This is a genomic window from Sphingomonas sp. PR090111-T3T-6A, assembly GCF_000383095.1.
Lineage (GTDB): Bacteria > Pseudomonadota > Alphaproteobacteria > Sphingomonadales > Sphingomonadaceae > Solisphingomonas.
This window is the reverse complement of sequence record NZ_AORL01000010.1, coordinates 221,016-239,068: the sequence shown is the minus strand read 5'-3', so window position 1 is coordinate 239,068 and position 18,053 is coordinate 221,016. Positions and strand designations below refer to the sequence as shown.

General features: G+C 67.2%; 20 protein-coding genes. 3 read left to right on the top strand and 17 right to left on the bottom strand.

Annotated features, from left to right (window positions below):
- Nucleotides 1–20: 20 nt before the first annotated feature.
- The gene (locus ST3T6A_RS0103970) at nucleotides 21–191 is read left to right on the top strand and encodes a (2Fe-2S)-binding protein (protein ID WP_019831601.1); all 171 of its coding nucleotides are present in this window, start codon (nucleotides 21–23) and stop codon (nucleotides 189–191) included.
- 92 nt (nucleotides 192–283) lie between these two features.
- Nucleotides 284–784 (top strand): bacterioferritin, encoded by a 501-nt coding sequence (gene bfr / locus ST3T6A_RS0103965; protein WP_026359406.1) that lies wholly within the window; start codon nucleotides 284–286, stop codon nucleotides 782–784.
- A gap of 47 nt (nucleotides 785–831) precedes the next feature.
- Here bfr and ST3T6A_RS0103960 read toward each other — a convergent pair whose 3' ends face one another.
- The 9 genes from ST3T6A_RS0103960 to guaA all read right to left on the bottom strand — a co-directional run bounded on the left by ST3T6A_RS0103960 (nucleotide 832) and on the right by guaA (nucleotide 9,075).
- Nucleotides 832–1,257: an Hpt domain-containing protein gene (locus ST3T6A_RS0103960; RefSeq protein ID WP_037537716.1), complete on the bottom strand. Its 426-nt coding sequence runs from the start codon at nucleotides 1,255–1,257 to the stop codon at nucleotides 832–834.
- Nucleotides 1,258–1,328: 71 nt separating this feature from the next.
- Complete coding sequence (locus tag ST3T6A_RS0103955; protein WP_019831598.1) at nucleotides 1,329–1,556, bottom strand: sulfurtransferase TusA family protein; 228 nt, start codon at nucleotides 1,554–1,556, stop codon at nucleotides 1,329–1,331.
- Nucleotides 1,553–2,935, bottom strand: coding sequence for a ribosome biogenesis GTPase Der (gene der / locus ST3T6A_RS0103950; RefSeq protein WP_019831597.1), 1,383 nt, complete (start codon nucleotides 2,933–2,935; stop codon nucleotides 1,553–1,555). Before der ends, ST3T6A_RS0103955 begins: the two co-directional genes overlap by 4 nt.
- A 186-nt stretch (nucleotides 2,936–3,121) precedes the next feature.
- Entirely contained in the window at nucleotides 3,122–4,519 is a 1,398-nt protein-coding gene (locus ST3T6A_RS0103945; protein ID WP_019831596.1) for an outer membrane protein assembly factor BamB family protein, read from the bottom strand.
- An 80-nt stretch (nucleotides 4,520–4,599) separates the two neighbouring features.
- Nucleotides 4,600–5,298: a tetratricopeptide repeat protein gene (locus tag ST3T6A_RS0103940; RefSeq protein ID WP_019831595.1), complete on the bottom strand. Its 699-nt coding sequence runs from the start codon at nucleotides 5,296–5,298 to the stop codon at nucleotides 4,600–4,602.
- Between the two features lie 76 nt (nucleotides 5,299–5,374).
- Nucleotides 5,375–6,247 (bottom strand): 3-methyl-2-oxobutanoate hydroxymethyltransferase, encoded by an 873-nt coding sequence (gene panB, locus ST3T6A_RS0103935; RefSeq protein ID WP_019831594.1) that lies wholly within the window; start codon nucleotides 6,245–6,247, stop codon nucleotides 5,375–5,377.
- 50 nt (nucleotides 6,248–6,297) lie between these two features.
- Entirely contained in the window at nucleotides 6,298–6,651 is a 354-nt protein-coding gene (locus ST3T6A_RS0103930) for an ArsC family reductase (protein ID WP_019831593.1), read from the bottom strand.
- Nucleotides 6,644–7,468, bottom strand: a complete 825-nt coding sequence (gene bla / locus ST3T6A_RS0103925) for a subclass B3 metallo-beta-lactamase (protein ID WP_019831592.1) — start codon at nucleotides 7,466–7,468, stop codon at nucleotides 6,644–6,646. The genes ST3T6A_RS0103930 and bla overlap by 8 nt, the downstream gene beginning before the upstream one ends.
- A gap of 44 nt (nucleotides 7,469–7,512) precedes the next feature.
- Nucleotides 7,513–9,075, bottom strand: a complete 1,563-nt coding sequence (gene guaA / locus ST3T6A_RS0103920) for a glutamine-hydrolyzing GMP synthase (RefSeq protein ID WP_019831591.1) — start codon at nucleotides 9,073–9,075, stop codon at nucleotides 7,513–7,515.
- 115 nt (nucleotides 9,076–9,190) lie between these two features.
- On the opposite strand from guaA, the gene ST3T6A_RS0103915 reads away from it, so the two are divergent.
- The gene (locus ST3T6A_RS0103915) at nucleotides 9,191–10,252 is read left to right on the top strand and encodes a methyl-accepting chemotaxis protein (protein ID WP_019831590.1); all 1,062 of its coding nucleotides are present in this window, start codon (nucleotides 9,191–9,193) and stop codon (nucleotides 10,250–10,252) included.
- Here ST3T6A_RS0103915 and ST3T6A_RS0103910 read toward each other — a convergent pair.
- The 8 genes from ST3T6A_RS0103910 to rplO form a co-directional block, all read right to left on the bottom strand.
- Nucleotides 10,249–12,312, bottom strand: coding sequence for a prolyl oligopeptidase family serine peptidase (locus ST3T6A_RS0103910; protein ID WP_019831589.1), 2,064 nt, complete (start codon nucleotides 12,310–12,312; stop codon nucleotides 10,249–10,251). The genes ST3T6A_RS0103915 and ST3T6A_RS0103910 overlap by 4 nt on opposite strands.
- 184 nt (nucleotides 12,313–12,496) lie before the next feature.
- The gene (rplQ, locus tag ST3T6A_RS0103905; protein WP_019831588.1) at nucleotides 12,497–12,919 is read right to left on the bottom strand and encodes a 50S ribosomal protein L17; all 423 of its coding nucleotides are present in this window, start codon (nucleotides 12,917–12,919) and stop codon (nucleotides 12,497–12,499) included.
- Between the two features lie 127 nt (nucleotides 12,920–13,046).
- A complete protein-coding gene (locus ST3T6A_RS0103900) occupies nucleotides 13,047–14,114 on the bottom strand; it encodes a DNA-directed RNA polymerase subunit alpha (protein WP_019831587.1) in 1,068 nt (355 codons plus the stop codon).
- Between the two features lie 99 nt (nucleotides 14,115–14,213).
- Nucleotides 14,214–14,603 (bottom strand): 30S ribosomal protein S11, encoded by a 390-nt coding sequence (rpsK, locus tag ST3T6A_RS0103895; protein ID WP_019831586.1) that lies wholly within the window; start codon nucleotides 14,601–14,603, stop codon nucleotides 14,214–14,216.
- A 60-nt stretch (nucleotides 14,604–14,663) separates the two neighbouring features.
- Entirely contained in the window at nucleotides 14,664–15,032 is a 369-nt protein-coding gene (gene rpsM, locus ST3T6A_RS0103890; protein ID WP_026359403.1) for a 30S ribosomal protein S13, read from the bottom strand.
- Nucleotides 15,033–15,277: 245 nt separating this feature from the next.
- Nucleotides 15,278–15,934, bottom strand: a complete 657-nt coding sequence (locus ST3T6A_RS0103885) for an adenylate kinase (protein WP_019831584.1) — start codon at nucleotides 15,932–15,934, stop codon at nucleotides 15,278–15,280.
- A 42-nt stretch (nucleotides 15,935–15,976) separates the two neighbouring features.
- Nucleotides 15,977–17,350, bottom strand: coding sequence for a preprotein translocase subunit SecY (secY, locus tag ST3T6A_RS0103880; RefSeq protein WP_019831583.1), 1,374 nt, complete (start codon nucleotides 17,348–17,350; stop codon nucleotides 15,977–15,979).
- Nucleotides 17,351–17,472: 122 nt separating this feature from the next.
- Nucleotides 17,473–18,003, bottom strand: a complete 531-nt coding sequence (gene rplO / locus ST3T6A_RS0103875) for a 50S ribosomal protein L15 (RefSeq protein WP_026359402.1) — start codon at nucleotides 18,001–18,003, stop codon at nucleotides 17,473–17,475.
- Nucleotides 18,004–18,053: the final 50 nt, after the last annotated feature.

Below are 18,053 nucleotides of genomic sequence, written 5' to 3'. Positions count from 1 at the left end.
CCCGTCGCCACGGAGGCCCTATGATCGTCTGTGTTTGCAACGCGTTGAAGGAACGTGAAGTCCGCGAGGCCGCCCGTGCCGGTTGCCGGGACCCGTTGTCCGCCTACGCGTCGCTCGGTTGCCGCCCGCGCTGCGGCCAGTGCGTCCCTTTCGCCCGAGACCTGATCGCCACCGAGCAGCAGGACAGCTGAGCTTCTGAGAACCGCTTGCGCGAGTCGTTCGCGGTGGGATTATCGCCCTACAAGCGGTAAAACGCCGGCTTTCCGAGGTAAGGAGGCCGATGATGAAGGGCGACGCGAAGGTTATCGAGCTGCTGAACCTCGCGCTCAAGAATGAGCTGACGGCGGTCAACCAATATTGGCTGCATTATCGCCTGCTCGACAATTGGGGCGTGCAGAAGCTGGCCGACTTCGAGCGGCACGAATCGATCGACGAGATGAAGCACGCCGATCTGCTGGCCGAGCGCATCCTGTTCCTCGACGGTCTTCCCAATTTCCAGATGCTCGGCCGCCTGCGCGTCGGCGAGACGGTGGAGGAAATCCTCAAGGCGGACCTCGCCGCCGAGGAGGAAGCCGTGCCCGTGCTGCGCGAAGGCATCGTCCAGGCCGAAGCCGTGCGCGATTTCGTGAGCCGCGATCTGTTCGTGAAGATCCTCGCCAACGAGGAAGAGCATATCGACTATCTGGAAAAACAGTTCGACCTCATCAAGCTGATGGGCATCCAGAACTATGTCCAGCTTCAGTCGAAAGCCGCCGACGAGGAAGGCGCTACCACCGGCGATTGAGGCCCGGTCATCCCGTCGCGCCGCCTTTCGGGGCGGCGCGGCCGGTGTCAGCGCTGGGCCATGCCGAAGCCGCCAGCGGGCTTGCGGCCGAAGGCGGGGCGGCGATCGGCGAGCGGGCTCACCTCGCGATCGAACAGGCGCAGCGTGGCGTCGAACAGCGGGCGCAGCTCGACCACACGCTCGATCAGCTCGTCCGGCGTCTCACGGGCCTCCACGCAGCGGCGGGAGGTCATCTCGATCACCTCGGCCAGCGCGGCGAGCGGCTCGGCACCGAACTGGCGCGATTCGCCCTTCAGCGTATGCGCGGGCAGCACCAGCGCGGCGGCATTGCGTTCCCGGATGGCCGTTTCGATCGCATCGACGGCCTTGGCGCCGTCCTCCCGGAAATAGCCGAGGATTCGCACGAAGCCGCTGCCCAGTTCCGCACGGACACGGGCAAACGCGTTCCAATCGACCAGTTCGGCGGCTCCCATCGCCACGAGCAGATCCCCCAATACTCTTACCCTGTTACCACGCCTATGCCGCGTTTCGGGTAAAGAGAGGGTTACGCCTGATCCGCAATTAGTCGAAGGGCCGCCCCGATCGGGCTGACGACCTCGGAAAAGCGCCATCCGCGCTCGGCCGCGACTGCGCCGATCTCGCGCGGGGCGATGGGATCGTCGGCCACCGCGACGATCGCCACGCCCGCGCCCGCCTCCCGGATCGCGCGCGCCACCCGAATCGCCGGCCAGGGGCAGCGCAGGCCCCGCAGATCGAGCAGAGTCTCGCTCATTCCTCGCCGGGCTTCTTCGCCCCATAGGGATTCTTGGGCGCGCGCAGCGTGAGGCGCACCGGCACCGCGCCGAAGCCCAGATCCTTGCGGATGCCGTTGATGAGATAGCGCTGATAGCTGGTGGGGAGCTGATCGACGCGCGTGCCGAACACCACGAAGCTCGGCGGCCGGGTCTTATTCTGGGTGAGATAGCGCAACTTGATGCGCTTGCCGCCGGGCGCGGGCGGCGGGTTCTTCTCGACCGCCATCTCGAACCAGCGGTTGAGCTGGCCGGTGGTGATGCGGCGCGACCAGGCGTCACGCGTCTCGAACGCCGCGCCGAGGAGCTGGTCGAGCCCCTTGCCGGTCGCCGCCGACACCGCGATCAGCGGCACGCCGCGGACCTGGCTGAGCCCCTCGTCGAGCGCCGCCTTGACGCCGTTGAACAGCGCCGACTGGCCTTCCGCCACATCCCATTTGTTGAGCGCGATGACGAGCGCGCGGCCCTCCTCCAGCACCTTGTCGGCGATGCGCAGGTCCTGCGCCTCCAGCCCGCGCGTGGCATCGAGCAGCAGCACGACCACTTCGGCGAAATCCACCGCGCGCATCGTGTCGGAGGCGGAGAGCTTCTCCAGCTTGTCCTCGATCTTGGCCTTCTTGCGCAGGCCTGCCGTGTCGATCAGGCGGACTTCGCGGGTGCGCCCCTCCGGGCTCGCCCACAGCCAGTCCACCGCGATCGAATCGCGGGTGATGCCGGCTTCGGGGCCGGTGATCATGCGCTCCTCGCCGAGCAGGCGGTTCACCAGCGTGGACTTGCCCGCATTGGGGCGGCCGACGATGGCGAGCTTGAGGATGGCGTCGGGGTTTTCCTCGTCCTCCTCTTCCTCCTCGAAATCCTCGCGGTCGATATGGGGGAGGAGCGCCTGGAACAGATCGCCCATGCCCTCGCCATGCTCGGCGGAAAGCGCAATGGGGTCGCCAAGGCCGAGGCCGAAGCTCTCATAGACGCCGGGCTCGGCCGCCTTCCCCTCCGCCTTGTTGCAGACGAGGATGATCGGCGTGTCGCTGCCGCGCAGCCAGTTGGCGACCGTCTCGTCGAGCGGGGTCACGCCGGCGCGGGCGTCGATCATGAACAGCGCGGCGTCGGCCTGCGCGACGGCGGCCTCGGTCTGCGCGCGCATCCGGCCTGGGAGCGTCTGCGGATCGTCGCTCTCGAACCCTGCGGTGTCGATCACCTTGAACGGCACGCCCAGCAGATCAGCGTCGCCCTCGCGACGATCGCGCGTCACGCCGGGGCGATCGTCGACCAGCGCGATGCGCTTGCCGACGAGGCGGTTGAACAGGGTCGACTTGCCGACATTCGGCCGGCCGACGATCGCGACGGTGGGCAGCTTCGCCATACTATCTCCGCAGCCGGCTCATCGCCGCTCGCTCTCCAGCGATCGGCGTCCGGCGGCTCTTCCATAAAGCCAATCCGCCCCAGGTCGAAGCGGTTCGCGCTTCGCCCTAGGGCGTGATCAGGGTTTTGGCCATGGGGCGGAGGGATAAGCCGCCCCGGGCCGGTTCAGCCCGGGACGTCCGGGAACTTAGCGCCAGGCCGACAGCTTGCCGTCGCTGGAGAGCAGGTACATCGTACCCCCCGCCACCACCGGAGCGAGCGTGAAGGGCTTGTTGCTCACCTGGCGGATGGTCTGCACCTTGCCGTCGGCGACCGACACATAGGCCAGCTCGCCCAGCGAATTGGTGAGGATCAGGCGGCCGCCCGCCAGCACCGGGCCGTTCCAGAAGACGAGCTTGTTCTTCTTGTCCGGGTTCTTCCAATGCTTGAGCTGGGTCGACCAGCGGATCTTACCCGTGGTGCGCTGGATGCAGTAGAGGCGCGCATCGTCACCCACCACGAACAGCCAGTCGCCGCCGAGCGCCGGGGTCGAGATGCCGCCGACGTTGATTTCCCACAGGCGCTGCCCGGTCACGAGATCGAGCGCCACCATGCGGCCGCCCGCGCCCACGGCGTAGACGCGCGTGTCGTCCACCACCGGGCTCGCGTCGACGTCGGTGACGTCGCCCACCGTCGTCGACATGCTGGTGCGCGTCAGCGCGTCCTGCCACACGACGCGGCCGTTCTCGTAGCGATAGGCGTCGAGATCGCCCGACGAATAGCCGGCGATCACCGTGCTGTGCGCGATGGCCGGAGCCGCCGCGCCGAACACGCCCGCCGTCTCCAGCGGGCCGCTGGCGGTCCACTGGGTGGAGCCGTCCGTGAGGCTGAGGGCGAAGAGCTGGTTGTCCTGGCTCATCACATAGGCCGAGCCGCCCGCGATCGAGGGCGCACCGCGCAGCGGGCCGCCCGGCGTCACCTTCCAGCCGATCTTGCCGGTCGCCGCATCGAGCTGCGCGACATCGCCGAGGCCGGTCGTGGCGTAGAGCTTGCCGTCCTCGAAGCTGACGCCGCCGCCGAACAGCGAGGCGGTGTAGCGCTTGCGCTCCTTGCGGCCGAGCAGGCCCATCACGCCCGCCTTCTTGAGCGCGGGGCCCATGCGGCCCTTGATCTGCATGGACCATAGCTGGCGGCCGGTCTGCGCGTCGAACGAGCGGACGTTCGCCATGGTGTCGATCACATAGACATGGCCGTTGGCGATCACCGGCGTGGCGGCGAGACGCTCATTCTTGCCCGACTTGCTGAGCTGCGCCGCCCACACACGGCCCGGACGCTCGGCCAGCGCGACGTTGCCCATCGCCTTCTGCGCGTCGCCGCCCGGCTGCGTCCACATCGCGTTGGCGTCGGCCGGCGGCACGATGACCGGCATCGCGGAGATGGAGGCGTCGGTGCCGGCGCTGCTTTCCACCGTCAGCACGGGGATGCGTTCGCCCAGCACGGCCGTCTTCGGCTTCTTGTCGCCGCCGCCGTGGAAGATGCCGCAGCCCGACAGCAGCGTCGCCGCCGTCAGCGCCGCCGCGAGCGAAGCCCGCTTTCGATCCGTCAATCCCCGCCCCATCATGTTCGTCTCACATCCATGTCCAGGCCCCGGGCTCCCCGCCCGCCGGGCCACGCGGCAAGCCGCAATCAGGAATCCGCGCTGTCGGTAGGCTGAACGGCGTCGACGCCGAGGTCCGCCGCAAGCTGCGACACGCGCGCGCGGAGCGAACGCGGCACCGACTTGTCCTTGGCGATCGCCGCGAAGAGCGCACCGGCCTGCTTGGGCTGGTTCAGCTTCATATACGCGACGCCAGTCATCTCGCCGGCGCTGCCGAACCACGGGTTGCCGGGCACGGCGAGCGGCTTGAGGCGGTTGATCACCTCGGCGGGCGGCAGCTTGTCGAAGTCGAGCGTCGTGCCGCGCAGGACGGCGACGTCGCGAAGCTGCTGCGGGACGCTGCTGTCGGCGGCGATCTTGGCGAAGGCGGCGGAGGCTTCCGGCAGCTTCTCGTCGCGCACCAGCATGTCGGCGAGCAGCATCCGCGAGAGCGGCGCATAGCCCTTCGAGCCCTCGTCCGCGAGCGCCTGAAGTTGCTTGCGCGCATCGGCTTCGTTGCCGGCGGTGAGCGACGACATCGCCTGAACGATCTTCTCGCCCTTCTCGCCGGCGACATCCTGCTGGTGCGAACGCCACCACAGCGTGCCGCCGAACGCGACGAGCGCGAGCAGCACGATCACGCCGACGATCACGCCATAACGGCGCGCGGCCTTCTCGACGCGCTCGCGCCGAACTTCGTCATCCACCTCGCGGAAGAAGGCTTCATTGCTCTGCGGGGTGAGTGCCAATCAACTTCTCCATAGGGCTGCAAGGCCCGAAAACGCGCCGGACCTTAGCGGCGCGCGCGCCGGAACGGAACAGCTATCACTTGGGCGCGTATGTTTCCGCCGCCGTCGGGAAGGTCCGTGCGCGGACTTCGCCGGCATAGGCCTCGGCCGCGGCCGAAATCCGGGGCGCGAGATCGTCGTACCGCTTCACGAAACGGGCGGTCCGCTCGAACATGCCCAGCATGTCGTCGATCACCAGCACCTGCCCGTCACACTGGACGGACGCGCCGATGCCGATGGTGGGGCAGGCGACTTCCCGCGTGATCCGGGCCGCGATGGGCTCGACCACGCCCTCGATCACCAGCGTGAAGGCGCCGGCATCGGCGATGGCGCGGGCGTCACGGACGATCTTCTCGGCCTCGGCGTCGCTGCGGCCCCGCGCAGCATATCCGCCGAGCACGTTCACGGCCTGCGGCGTGAGGCCGACATGTCCCACAACGGGAATGCCCCGCTGCGTGAGGAACGCGACCGTCTCGGCCATCGCCTCCCCGCCTTCGAGCTTCACGGCCGCAGCCCCCGTCTCCTTGAGGATGCGCGAGGCAGATTCGAAGGCCTGCGCGGGGGAAGCCTCATAGCTCCCGAACGGCATGTCGATGGCGACGACGCTGTGCCAGCTCCCGCGCACGACGGCCGCGCCATGCGCGCACATCATCTCCATGCTGACCGGAATGGTGGAGGGCAGGCCGTAGATCACCTGCCCCAGGCTGTCGCCGACCAGCAGGATGTCGCAATGCGGATCGAGGATCTGCGCCATGCGCGCCGTATAGGCGGTGAGCATCACGATCGGCTCGGCGACGGGCTCGCCCTTCGTCTTGCGGCCGCGAATCGCGGGGACGGTGAGGCGCTTGACCGGCGCGGGCGTGGGATTCGCCCGGCTGGTGGAGGTGTCGAGCGTGAAGGTCGTGGACATGGCCCTGAACTAGCCGCTTCGGCCTGAGGGAGCAAATCGCCGGGCGGCGATCAGCCCAGCGCCTCGGCATATTGCTCCGGCTTGAAGCCGACCAATGTGCGCCCGCCCAGATCGAGCACCGGGCGCTTGATCATGGAAGGCTGGGCCAGCATCAGGTCGATCGCCTTGGCCTCGTCGATCCCCTCGCGGTCGGCATCGGGGAGCTTGCGGAAGGTCGTGCCCGCGCGGTTGAGGATCTTCTCCCAGCCATGCTCGGCCACCCAGCCGCCAAGCGTCGCCCGGTCGATGCCGACGGCCTTATAGTCGTGGAAACCGTATGCCACGCCCCGCTCTTCTAGCCAGGTACGGGCCTTCTTCATCGTGTCGCAGGCCTTGATGCCGTAGATGGTGATCGCGTCAGTCATGGTTCGTCTTTTGCTGTTTCTGGAGCGTGGTGGCAAAATCGGCGCGGGATCGGGCGACGATCTGCCCCAGCAGGGCTGGATCGACCAGCGCACCGCGATGCGCGCGACCGATCACGTCGGCGATGTCGGGATGAGCGGGCAGCACCACGTCCGCCTTCATCGCACCGAGCGTGTCGAAGCTCTTGCGGAAATCGGCGACGATGCCGGGATAGGCCTTGTTGCCGACGAGCTTGTTGCCCGCGACGCTGATGCTGCACGGAAAGACGACGCCAAGCGGACGCCCCTTCTCGCGCACCTGCATCGTCCAGCTCATGCAGCCGGGCGTATGCCCAGGCGTCGCGCGTGCGGTGAGCGTGACGCCGCCGAGCGTCACCCGGTCGCCATCCCGGATCGGCCGGTCGACATGCACCGGCGGATAGGGTCTGGGCGTGTAGAGCACTTCACCGGGCGACCGCCCCTGCTCCAGCACAGCGACGTCGCCCGCGCCCGCCGCCACCTTGGCGCCGCTGTCCCGCGCGAGCGCCGCGACGGCACCGGCATGGTCGAAATGGGCGTGGCTGACGAGAATCCACTTCACGCGGCGGATGGGGACGCCCATCGCCTCGATATGCTGGCGGACCATGGCGGCGTTGGCCTGTGGCGTGCCGTCGATCAGGATCGCGCCGGCAGGCGTGTGGATCAGATAGGCCGCGATCCCGGCGCTGCCGACATAGTCGATCGGCCCGACCAGATGGAACGGCGCGATCGGCTGGGTCCATTCGGCGGGATCGGGCGTGTCCGCTGCGACCGGCGCAGCGATGAGCAGTGCGGCGAGCACAGCCCCGCGGCGGCTTGCACCGCTGAATGAAGCGGGCGGGCGCTTCACTCCCACTCGATCGTGCCCGGCGGCTTCGACGTGAAGTCGTAGACTACGCGGTTGATGCCCTGCACCTCGTTGACGATCCGGGTCGCCACCCGACTCAGGAAGCTCGCGTCGAACGGATAGACATCCGCCGTCATGCCATCGACCGAAGTGACGGCGCGCAGGCCGCACACCGAATCATAAGTGCGGTGATCGCCCATCACGCCCACCGTGCGCACCGGCAGCAGCACCGCGAAGGCCTGCCAGATCGCGTCGTAGAGCCCGGCGTTGCGGATCTCTTCGAGATAGATCGCGTCGGCCTTGCGCAGGATGTCGCAGCGCTCCTTGCTAACCTCGCCGGGGATGCGGATGGCGAGGCCCGGCCCCGGGAACGGGTGACGACCGACGAACGCCTCGGTCAGCCCCAGCTCGCGGCCGAGCAGGCGGACCTCGTCCTTGAACAGCTCGCGCAGCGGCTCGACCAGCTTGAGGTTCATCCGCTCGGGCAGGCCGCCGACATTGTGGTGGCTCTTGATCGTCACCGACGGGCCGCCGGTGAAGCTGACGCTCTCGATCACGTCCGGGTAGAGCGTGCCCTGCGCCAGGAACTCGGCGCCGCCGATCTTTTTCGCCTCTTCCTCGAACACCTCGATGAAGGTCTTGCCGATGAACTTGCGCTTGGCCTCGGGGTCGGTGACGCCCTCCAGCCCCTTCATGAACAGCGTCTCGGCGTCCACATGGACGAGCGGGATATTGTAGTGGTTGCGGAACAGCGAGACGACCTGCTCGCTCTCGCCGGCCCGCATCAGGCCGTGATCGACATAGACGCAGGTGAGCTGGTCGCCGATCGCCTCATGGATCAGCACCGCCGCGACCGACGAATCGACGCCGCCCGACAGCCCGCAGATCACCTTGCCCTTGCCGACCTGCTGACGAATCTCTTCGATCTTGGCGGCGCGGAAGCCGGCCATCGACCAGTCGCCTTCCAGCCCGCAGACATGGCGGACGAAGTTGGCGATCAGCTTGCCGCCATCGGGCGTATGGACGACCTCGGGGTGGAACTGCACGCCGTAGAAACGGCGGCTCTCGTCGGCGGTGATCGCGAAGGGCGCGCCTTCGGAGACCGCGATCGGGTGGAAGCCCTCCGGCAGGCGCGTCACCTTGTCGCCATGGCTCATCCAGACCTGATGGCGCTCGCCTTCCTGCCAGAGCCCGTCGAACAGCCCCGAACGATCCTTCACCTCGACGAAGGCGCGGCCGAACTCGCCGCCCTCGCCCGAGACGACCACTTCGCCGCCGAGCTGCTTGCACATCGTCTGCTGGCCGTAGCAGATGCCGAGGATCGGCAGTCCCGCCTCGAAGAAGCGCTGCGGCGCGGAGGGCGCGTTCTCCTCCGTCACCGAAGCCGGGCCGCCCGAGAAGATCAGGCCGGCGGGCTTCAGCCGGTCGAACGCGGCGTCGGCGGACTGGAAGGGCGCGATCTCGCAATAGACGCCCGCTTCACGCACGCGACGCGCGATGAGCTGGGTCACCTGGCTGCCGAAATCGACGATGAGGATGCAGTCTTGCGGGGCGACGGTCATGGCGAGCCCCTAATGTGCGAGGCCTCCCCTGTCCAGCGGCGGCGGCATGGTCAACGCTTCGTTTACACATGGGACTTAAGTCGAACGGCAATCGTTTTCGGTGGGGGATTACCGAATGCCGCGTCGTATCCGCTCGCTGCTGTCCACGCTTCGCGAGGAAGTGCAACATTACGCATCCGAAACGGAGGCCATCGCCGGACGGACCAATCTGCTGGCGCTGAACGCCACGATCGAGGCGGCGCGCTCGGGCGAGGCCGGGCGCGGCTTCTCGGTGGTGGCGCAGGAAGTGAAGGCGCTCGCCGGGCAGGCCCGCTCCAGCGCGGCCAATTTCCGCGCCGAGGTGCTCGACCGTCTCGCGCAAGGCGCCCATATCGCGGACGAGCTGGTCGGCGAAGTGGAGGGCGCGCGCCTCGCGGAGCTTGCCCAATCGATCATCCAGACGGTGGCCCGATCGCTCTATGACCGCTCGATCGACGTGCGGATGCTGGCGACCGACCCCGCCGTAGTCGCGGGCGCCGCCGAGGCGCTGACCGATCCGGTGGCGGAGCAGCGCGCGCTCGACCGGCTGCGGGCGATGCTCCATTTCTCGCCCTATTTCCTCAACGCCTTCATCACCGACGACAAGGGCAATATCGTCGCCTGCGCGCATGCCAATGCCGAGGTGCGCACCCACAATCTGCGCAACGAGCCGCAATACAACATGGCCCTCGCCGCGACCGGGATGGACGACTGGTTCACCGACGAGGTGTGGGAGAACCCCTTCTCCAACAATCGCCATGTGCTGATCTACGTCGCCCCGATCCGGCAGGACGGGCGCAATGTCGGCGTCTGCTATCTCGAATATGACTGGCAGGGGCAGGCCGACGCGATCCTCCACAATGTCGGGCAGGCGAGCGCCAACGCGCTGGTCAGCATCGTCGACGAGCAGGATCGGGTGGTGGCCACCACGGGCCGCTATGCCTTCAACGAGTTGCTGCGCATCGCCAATGCCGGCCTCGCCGAGGGGCGCCATGTCGAGACACGCGACGAATCGATCGTGGCGCAGGCGATGGCGATCCCGGCCAACGGCTTTGACGGACTCAAGCTGCGCTGCGTGATCGAGCAGCGCGTCCCCGGCGAGCGCGAGATCGCCGAGGCCCTCTCCGGCACGCGCGAGAAGGCGAAGGCCGCGGCCTAGAGCCGCAAGCCCGACCAATAGGCGGCGAACGCCCAGAGGTCCGCCACCTCCTCAATCTGCTTGGCGAGCGGCTTGCCCGCGCCATGGCCGGCGCGCGTCTCGATGCGGATCAGGTGCGGTTTCGGCCCGATGTCGGCGGCCTGAAGCGCGGCGGCATATTTGAAGCTGTGCGCCGGCACCACGCGATCGTCGGTATCGGCCGTCGCGATCAGGATCGCCGGATAGTCCGCGCCGTGGCAGATATTGTGGATCGGCGAATAGCCGAGCAGCGTCGCGAAATCCTCCTCGACGCCCGGATCGCCATAATCGTCGATCCAGTAGCGGCCCGCCGTGAAGCGGTTGAAGCGCAGCATGTCGTGGACGCCGACGCCCGGCAACGCGGCGGCAAACAGCTCCGGCCGCTGGTTGGTGACCGCCGCGACGAGCAGCCCGCCATTGGAATGGCCATGGATCACGAGCCCCTTCCGCGCCGCGATCCCGCGCGCCATCAGATGCTCGGCGGCGGCGATGAAGTCGTCGAAGACGTTCTGCTTGTTGGCCCGGCGACCGGCGTCGTGCCACGCCTTGCCATATTCGCCTCCGCCCCGGATGTTGGCGACGGCATAGACGCCCCCCATCGCCGCCCAGCCGAGCGCGGCCGGCGAGAAGCCCGGCGTCAGTGATATCTCGAACCCACCATAGCCGTAGAGGATGGTCGGCGCGGGCGACACAACGTCGCGACGGCGCAGCACGAAGATCGGCACCACGGTGCCGTCCCTGGACGTGCAGGCGGTCTGCTCGACCACGAACTCGGACGGATCGAAGGACAGCGGCGGCCGCGCGAACATGCTCGTCGCGCCGGTGGTGACGTCGAGACGATGGATCTCGGTCGGCCGGTCGTAGCTGGTGAAGGCGAAGAAGGCCTCCGGATCGCCGCCCTCCCCGTCCATCGCCGCGACCGCGCCGACGGCGGGCAGGCCGACATGGTCCATCAGCCGCCCTTCGAGGTCATAGATGCGCAACTCGCTCGCCACGTCGCGCAGCACCGAGACGAGCAGGCGCTCACCCACCACGCGCGCGTCGGCGATCAGGTCGTGCCCTTCGGCAATGATCTCGCGGCGGCGGCGCATCTCGGAGGCGACGTCGATCGAGACGATTCGGCGGCGCGGCGCCTCCAGATCGGTGACGAAATAGAAGAGGTCGCCCGCCGTGCCGGCCAGCCGCCAGTCATTCTCCAGCCCGCGCACCAGCGTGCGGGGCAGCAGCTTCTCGGCGGTGAGATCGATCAGCGTCAGCTCATAACGCGCCTCCGTCCCCTCGGCGGAGGAGATGAGCAGCCAGCGCCCGTCCTGCGTCACCTCGGCGACATGGGTGAGGCGTGGCCGGTCGGGCGTCGCGTGGACGAGGAAATCCTGCTCCTGCGCCGTGCCGAGGCGGTGGAACCACACCGCATGGTCGAGGTTCGAGGCCTGATGCTCGGCCCCCGCCTCGGGCTCGGGGAAACGCGAGTAGAAGAAGCCCGAGCCGTTGCCCGCCCAGGCAAGCGCGCTGAACTTCACCCAATGCACCTCGTCCGCCAGCGTCTCGCCGCTGTCGACATCGAGGATGCGGACCGTCCGCCAGTCGCTGCCGCCGTCCTGCACCGCATAAGCGAGCCGCCGGCCGTCGCGCGACACCTCCCATTCGCCGAGCGCGGTCGCACCGTCATCGGACCAGCCGTTCGGATCGATCAGCACGCGCGGCTCGGCCATCAGCCTGTCGCGCACGCACAGCACCGGCTGCGCGTCGAGCCCGCTGTTGCGCAGATGGAAATAGCGCCCGCCCCGCCGGAGCGGCAGCGAGACGCGCTCGTAATTCCACAACCCCGTCAGCCGCTCGCGGATCGCCGCGCGGCCGGGCAGCTTGGCGAGATAGGCCTCGGTCAGCCCGGCCTCAGCCTCCACCCATGCCTGCACACGCGCATCGTGACGGACATCGCCTTCGAGCCAGCGATAAGGATCGCTGATCGTCCGGCCGAACAGCGTGTCGACGATGTCGCCGCGGGTCGTCAGGGGATAGGCGATCGGTCCGTCAGGGCTCATCAACGAGGCATCCTCTGCTGTGCCGCGCCTGAAGCGCGGCAGGAACGGCGGGAGGCGACGTTCCCCATCTTCGCTCTAGCCGGCCGGGCGGGCGATTCAACCATGCGCCGCACACAAGCAAAAAGAGCCGCCCCGATCCGGGACGGCCCTCTTCACTGTTTCGGCGATGAGACCGGTGCGCAGCTTACGCCGCGTCCTCCAGCTCGTCCGCGATCTCAACCGGGCCCGAATCCTGGCCCTTGGCCGACGTGTCACGGTCGACGAACTCGATGATCGCCATCGGGGCGGCGTCCGAAGCGCGGATGCCGGCCTTGATGATGCGGGTGTAGCCGCCGTTGCGCGACGCATAACGCTCGGCCAGAACCTCGAACAGCTTCACGAGCTGCGCGTCGTCCTGGAGACGGGCGTGGGCCAGACGACGGTTCGAAAGGCCACCCTTCTTGGCGAGGGTGACGAGCTTCTCGACGTACGGGCGCAGTTCCTTCGCCTTGGCGAGGGTCGTCGTGATCTGCTCATGCTTGATGAGCGCCGCCGACTGGTTGCGGAACAGGGCGATACGGTGGGACGCGGTACGCTGAAGCTTACGACCGCCAACGCGATGACGCATGGTTTTCTTCCTTCATGTTCGTCCCGCAGCCGTTCAAGGTACTGCGGGCCAGGCGGTGAAACGGGGCACCGCCCATACCCCTATCGACTGGAAACTCGGTGCGGGGGCCGCAGCCCCCGCCACAGGATCAATATTCCTGTTCGAGCTTCTTCGCCATTTCCTCGATGTTCTCCGGCGGCCAGCCGGGGATGTCCATGCCGAGGCGCAGGCCCATGGACGAGAGCACTTCCTTGATCTCGTTCAGCGACTTGCGGCCGAAGTTCGGCGTGCGGAGCATCTCGGCCTCGGTCTTCTGGACCAGGTCGCCGATGTAGATGATGTTGTCGTTCTTCAGGCAGTTCGCCGAACGGACCGACAGTTCCAGCTCGTCCACCTTCTTGAGGAGGTAGCGGTTGAGCTGGTTGGCGTCCGTCTCCGGCTCGGCGCCCGCGGACGGCACGGCCACGCCGGCAACCGACGGGATCGAGGTCTGGAGCGTCAGGCCGTCGTCGAAGTGGACGAAGAGCTGGAGCTGGTCCTGAAGGATGCGCGCGGCATAGGCCAGCCCATCTTCCGGGGTGACGGTGCCGTCGGTCTCGATGGTCAGCGTGAGCTTGTCGTAATCGAGCTCCTGGCCGACGCGGGTGTTCTCCACCTTGTAGGCAACCTGACGGACCGGCGAGTAGAGCGCATCGACCGGGATGAGACCGATCGGCGCATCGGCCGGACGGTTCAGCGCGGCGGCGACATAGCCCTTACCGGTGGCAGCGGTCAGCTCCATGTTGAGCGTCGCGCCGTCGTCGAGATGGCAGATCACGAGATCCGGGTTCATCACCTCGATGTCGCCGGTGGTGGCGATCATGCCCGCGGTGACTTCGGCCGGGCCGGTCGCGGAGAGCTGAAGGCGCTTGGTGCCCTCGCCCTGCATCTTGAGCGCGATCTGCTTGACGTTCAGCACGATGTCGGTGACGTCCTCACGGACGCCCGCGAGCGACGAGAACTCGTGCAGCACATTCTCGATCTTGATCGAGGTGACGGCGGCACCCTGGAGCGACGAGAGCAGAACGCGGCGCAGCGCGTTGCCCAGCGTCAGGCCGAAACCACGCTCCAGCGGCTCCGCGACGAAAGTGGCGCGACGCTTGCCATCGCCGCCAGCCTTCTTCTCGAGGCCGTTGGGCTTCTTCAGTTCCTGCCAGTTCTTGGCGTTGACGGCCATATGTCTTCCCTCAAGGGTTGGGCTTTACTGGGGGTGCGTCCACCCCCGGCCGGAAGTACGGCGAGGCCGGCCCGAAGGCCGGCCACGCCGGTAGTACGATCAGACGCGACGACGCTTGGACGGGCGGACGCCGTTGTGCGGGATCGGGGTCACGTCGCGGATGGACGTGATCTGGAAGCCGACCGCCTGGAGGGCGCGGAGCGCCGACTCACGGCCCGAACCCGGACCCTTCACCTCGACCTCGAGCGTGCGGACGCCGTGCTCGGCGGCCTTCTTGCCCGCATCCTCGGCGGCAACCTGGGCGGCATACGGGGTCGACTTGCGCGAGCCCTTGAAGCCCATCATGCCCGCCGACGACCACGCGATGGCATTGCCCTGCGCGTCGGTGATGGTGATCATGGTGTTGTTGAAGCTGGCGTTCACATGGGCGACGCCGGCGGTGATGTTCTTGCGTTCGCGACGGCGAAGGCGCTGCGGTTCACGAGCCATTTTCTGCTGATCCTACCTGAGAGGAACGGGAGCCGCCCGAAGGCAGCTCGACCGACCTGCTTACTTCTTCTTACCGGCGATCGGCTTGGCCTTGCCCTTGCGGGTGCGCGCATTGGTGTGCGTGCGCTGGCCACGGACCGGCAGGCCCTTGCGATGACGGAGGCCGCGATAGCAGGCGAGGTCCATCAGACGCTTGATGTTCATCGCGGTCTGGCGACGCAGATCGCCTTCCACGGTGTAGCCGGCGTCGATCGCCTCACGAATCTGCAGCACTTCCTGATCGGACAGATCCTGCACGCGGCGCTCCTGGGCGATGCCCAGCTTGCCGGTGATCTCCTTAGCCTTGGCCGGGCCAATGCCGTGGATGTAGGTCAGCGCGATTTCGACGCGCTTGTTGGTCGGGATGTTGACACCCGCAATACGAGCCACTGTGTTCTTCTCCTGCTCCACAGGGCGCCTCGGGCAAGGCACCCCATCTCGTCGCTTCGACCCGCAACACTGCCCGGTCGACGCGCGACAGGGCGCCGACGGGATGTCGGGTTGCGGGATTGAGCGCACCTAATGATCGACTCGGGGTCTGTCAAGCGAGTCGCGGTGGATCGCAAGCCCCGAAAAGCAAAGGGGAGAGGCCCCGTCGGAGCCCCTCCCCTCATGCCGGTCCGCATCCTTGCCGTTCAGGCCGTCACGCGATCCAGGATGCCGTCGATGGCCTCGCCGACATGGGCGATATCCGCCATGCCGTCGACCCGGTCCACCAGACCCTTCGCCTCGTAATAGGGAAGGATCGGCGCGGTCTTGGCGCGATACTCCGCCATGCGGGTGCGCACAGTTTCCTCATTGTCGTCCGGCCGGCGCTTGAACTCGTGCCCGCCGCAGATGTCGCAGGTGCCTTCCACCTTCGGCCGCTTGAACGTGTCGTGATAGCCAGCACCACAGGTGGCGCAGGTGAAGCGGCCGACGATACGCTCGACCAGCGCATCTTCGTTCACCGCCAGCTCGATCACATGGTCGAGCTTGCGACCACGCTGGGACAGGATCGCGTCGAGCGAGACGGCCTGCGCGTGGGTGCGCGGATAGCCGTCGAAGATCACGCCCGTTTCCTGCGGCAGCGCGTCGAGCGCGTCGCCGATGATGCCCGAGACGATCTCGTCGGAGACGAGCTGTCCGGCATCCATCACCGCCTTCGCCTGGAGGCCGGTGGGCGTGCCCGCCTTCACCGCCGCGCGCAGCATGTCGCCCGTCGACAGCTGCACCATGCCACGCGTCTCGACCAGCCGGGTCGCCTGCGTTCCCTTACCGGCGCCGGGCGGCCCGAGCAGGATGATGTTCATCTATTCTTTCCCCCTCTCTTACTCGAGGTGTCGGCGGCGGCGTCAGCGACGCAGCGCGCCGCCCTTGAGCTTCGCCTTCTTGATCAGATCGCCATACTGGTGGGCGAGCAGATGGCTCTGGATCTGCGTCACGGTGTCCATCGTCACGTTGACGACGATGAGCAGGCTGGTGCCGGTGAGCGGCATCTGCGGAAGGCCGAACGCCTTGATGACGGCTTCCGGCACGAGGCAGATCGCGGTCAGGTAGGCTGCGCCGATCACCGTGATGCGGGTGAGGACGTAGTCCAGATAGTCGCCGGTCGCCTTGCCCGGACGGATGCCCGGGATGAAGCCGCCATAGCGCTTCAGATTGTCCGCCGTCTCCTCCGGGTTGAACACCACGGCCGTGTAGAAGAAGCAGAAGAAGATGATGCCGGCCGCATAGAGCGTCAGATAGAGCGGCGAGCCGTGCTGAAGCGCGGTGCTGACCGACAGCAGGATGTCGTTCCAGCGGCTGGAGCCCTGGACATGGTTGCCGGCGAACTGCGCGATCGTCAGCGGCATCAGCAGCAGCGACGAGGCGAAGATCGGCGGGATCACGCCCGAGGTGTTGATCTTGAGCGGCAGGTAGCTCTTGTCCCCCTGCATCATGCCGCGCGCGGTTTGTCGCTTGGGGTACTGGATCAGCACCCGGCGCATCGCGCGCTCCATGAAGCAGATGAAGTAGATCATGCCGAACGCGATCACGAACGCGGCGATGATCGTTAGCGGCGAGATCGAGCCCGAGCGGCCGCTCTCCAGCAGGTTGGAGATGACGGTCGGGAACTGGCTGACGATGCCGGCCATGATGATGAGCGACACGCCGTTGCCGATGCCGCGCGAGGTGATCTGCTCGCCCAGCCACATCAGGAACATGGTGCCGCCGATCAGCGAGATCACCGTGGTGATACGGAACAGCATCCCCGGCTCGACCACCGCCGACACGCCCGACGAGGCGCCCCAGCTCTCAAGGCCCACCGAGATGAAGTAACCCTGCACCGCCGTCAGGAAGACGGTGAGGTAGCGGGTGTACTGGTTGAGCTTCTTGCGGCCGGTCTCGCCTTCCTTCTTGATCGCCTCGAGCTGGGGCGAAAGCGAGGTGGCGAGCTGCACGACGATCGAGGCGGTGATGTAGGGCATCACGCCCAGCGCCACCACCGACATGCGATGGAGCGCGCCGCCCGAGAAATTGTTGAAGAAATCGAGCACGCCGCCGTTCGTCTTCTGGAACAGCGAGTTGAGCGCGCGCGGATCGATGCCCGGCAGCGGCACGAAGCTCAGCAGGCGGAACACGACCAGCGCGCCCAGCGTGAACCACAGCCGCTTCTTGAGATCGGTGGCCTGCGAGAACTTCGACAGGCTAAGCCCTGCGGCCGTCTGGTTGGCGGCGGATGCCATGAATTGAACGTCCCCGAAAAACGAAAAGCGGCGGGTCGCACAGATGCGCCCGCCGCTTCCATATAAGCCTCAATCGAGCTTGTCTAAGCCCTATGCGGCAAAAGGTTCGAACCGATCCCGGCTCAGGCGCGGGCGGCGCGCTTCGCGTCGCGGACGGTGTTCTTCTTGGCCGCGGCCTTCTCGGCGGCCGGAACCACCTCGATCACCTCGACCGAACCGCCGGCCTTCTCGATCGCGTCCTTGGCCGAAGCCGACACGCCGGCGACCTTGAAGGTCAGCTTCGCGGTCAGCTCGCCCTTGGCGAGAACGCGCACGCCGTCCTTGCCGCCACGGGCCACGCCGGCCGCCTTCAGCGTCGCATGGTCGATGAGCGCCGAGGCGTCGAGCTTCTTGGCGTCGACCAGCTTCTGGATCTGGCCGAGGTTCACCTCAGCGAAGTCCTTCGCGAAGATGTTGTTGAAGCCGCGCTTCGGGATACGCATGTGGAGCGGCATCTGACCGCCCTCGAAGCCGTTGATCGAGACGCCCTCGCGGGACTTCTGACCCTTCTGACCGCGACCCGAGGTCTTGCCCTTGCCCGAGCCGATGCCACGGCCCACGCGCATACGGCGGTGACGGGCGCCTTCGTTGTCGCGGATGTCGTTCAGTTTCATGATATGCACTCGCTTTCGCTTTTGTCGCGCGGATAGGAAGCGGCGGCCCT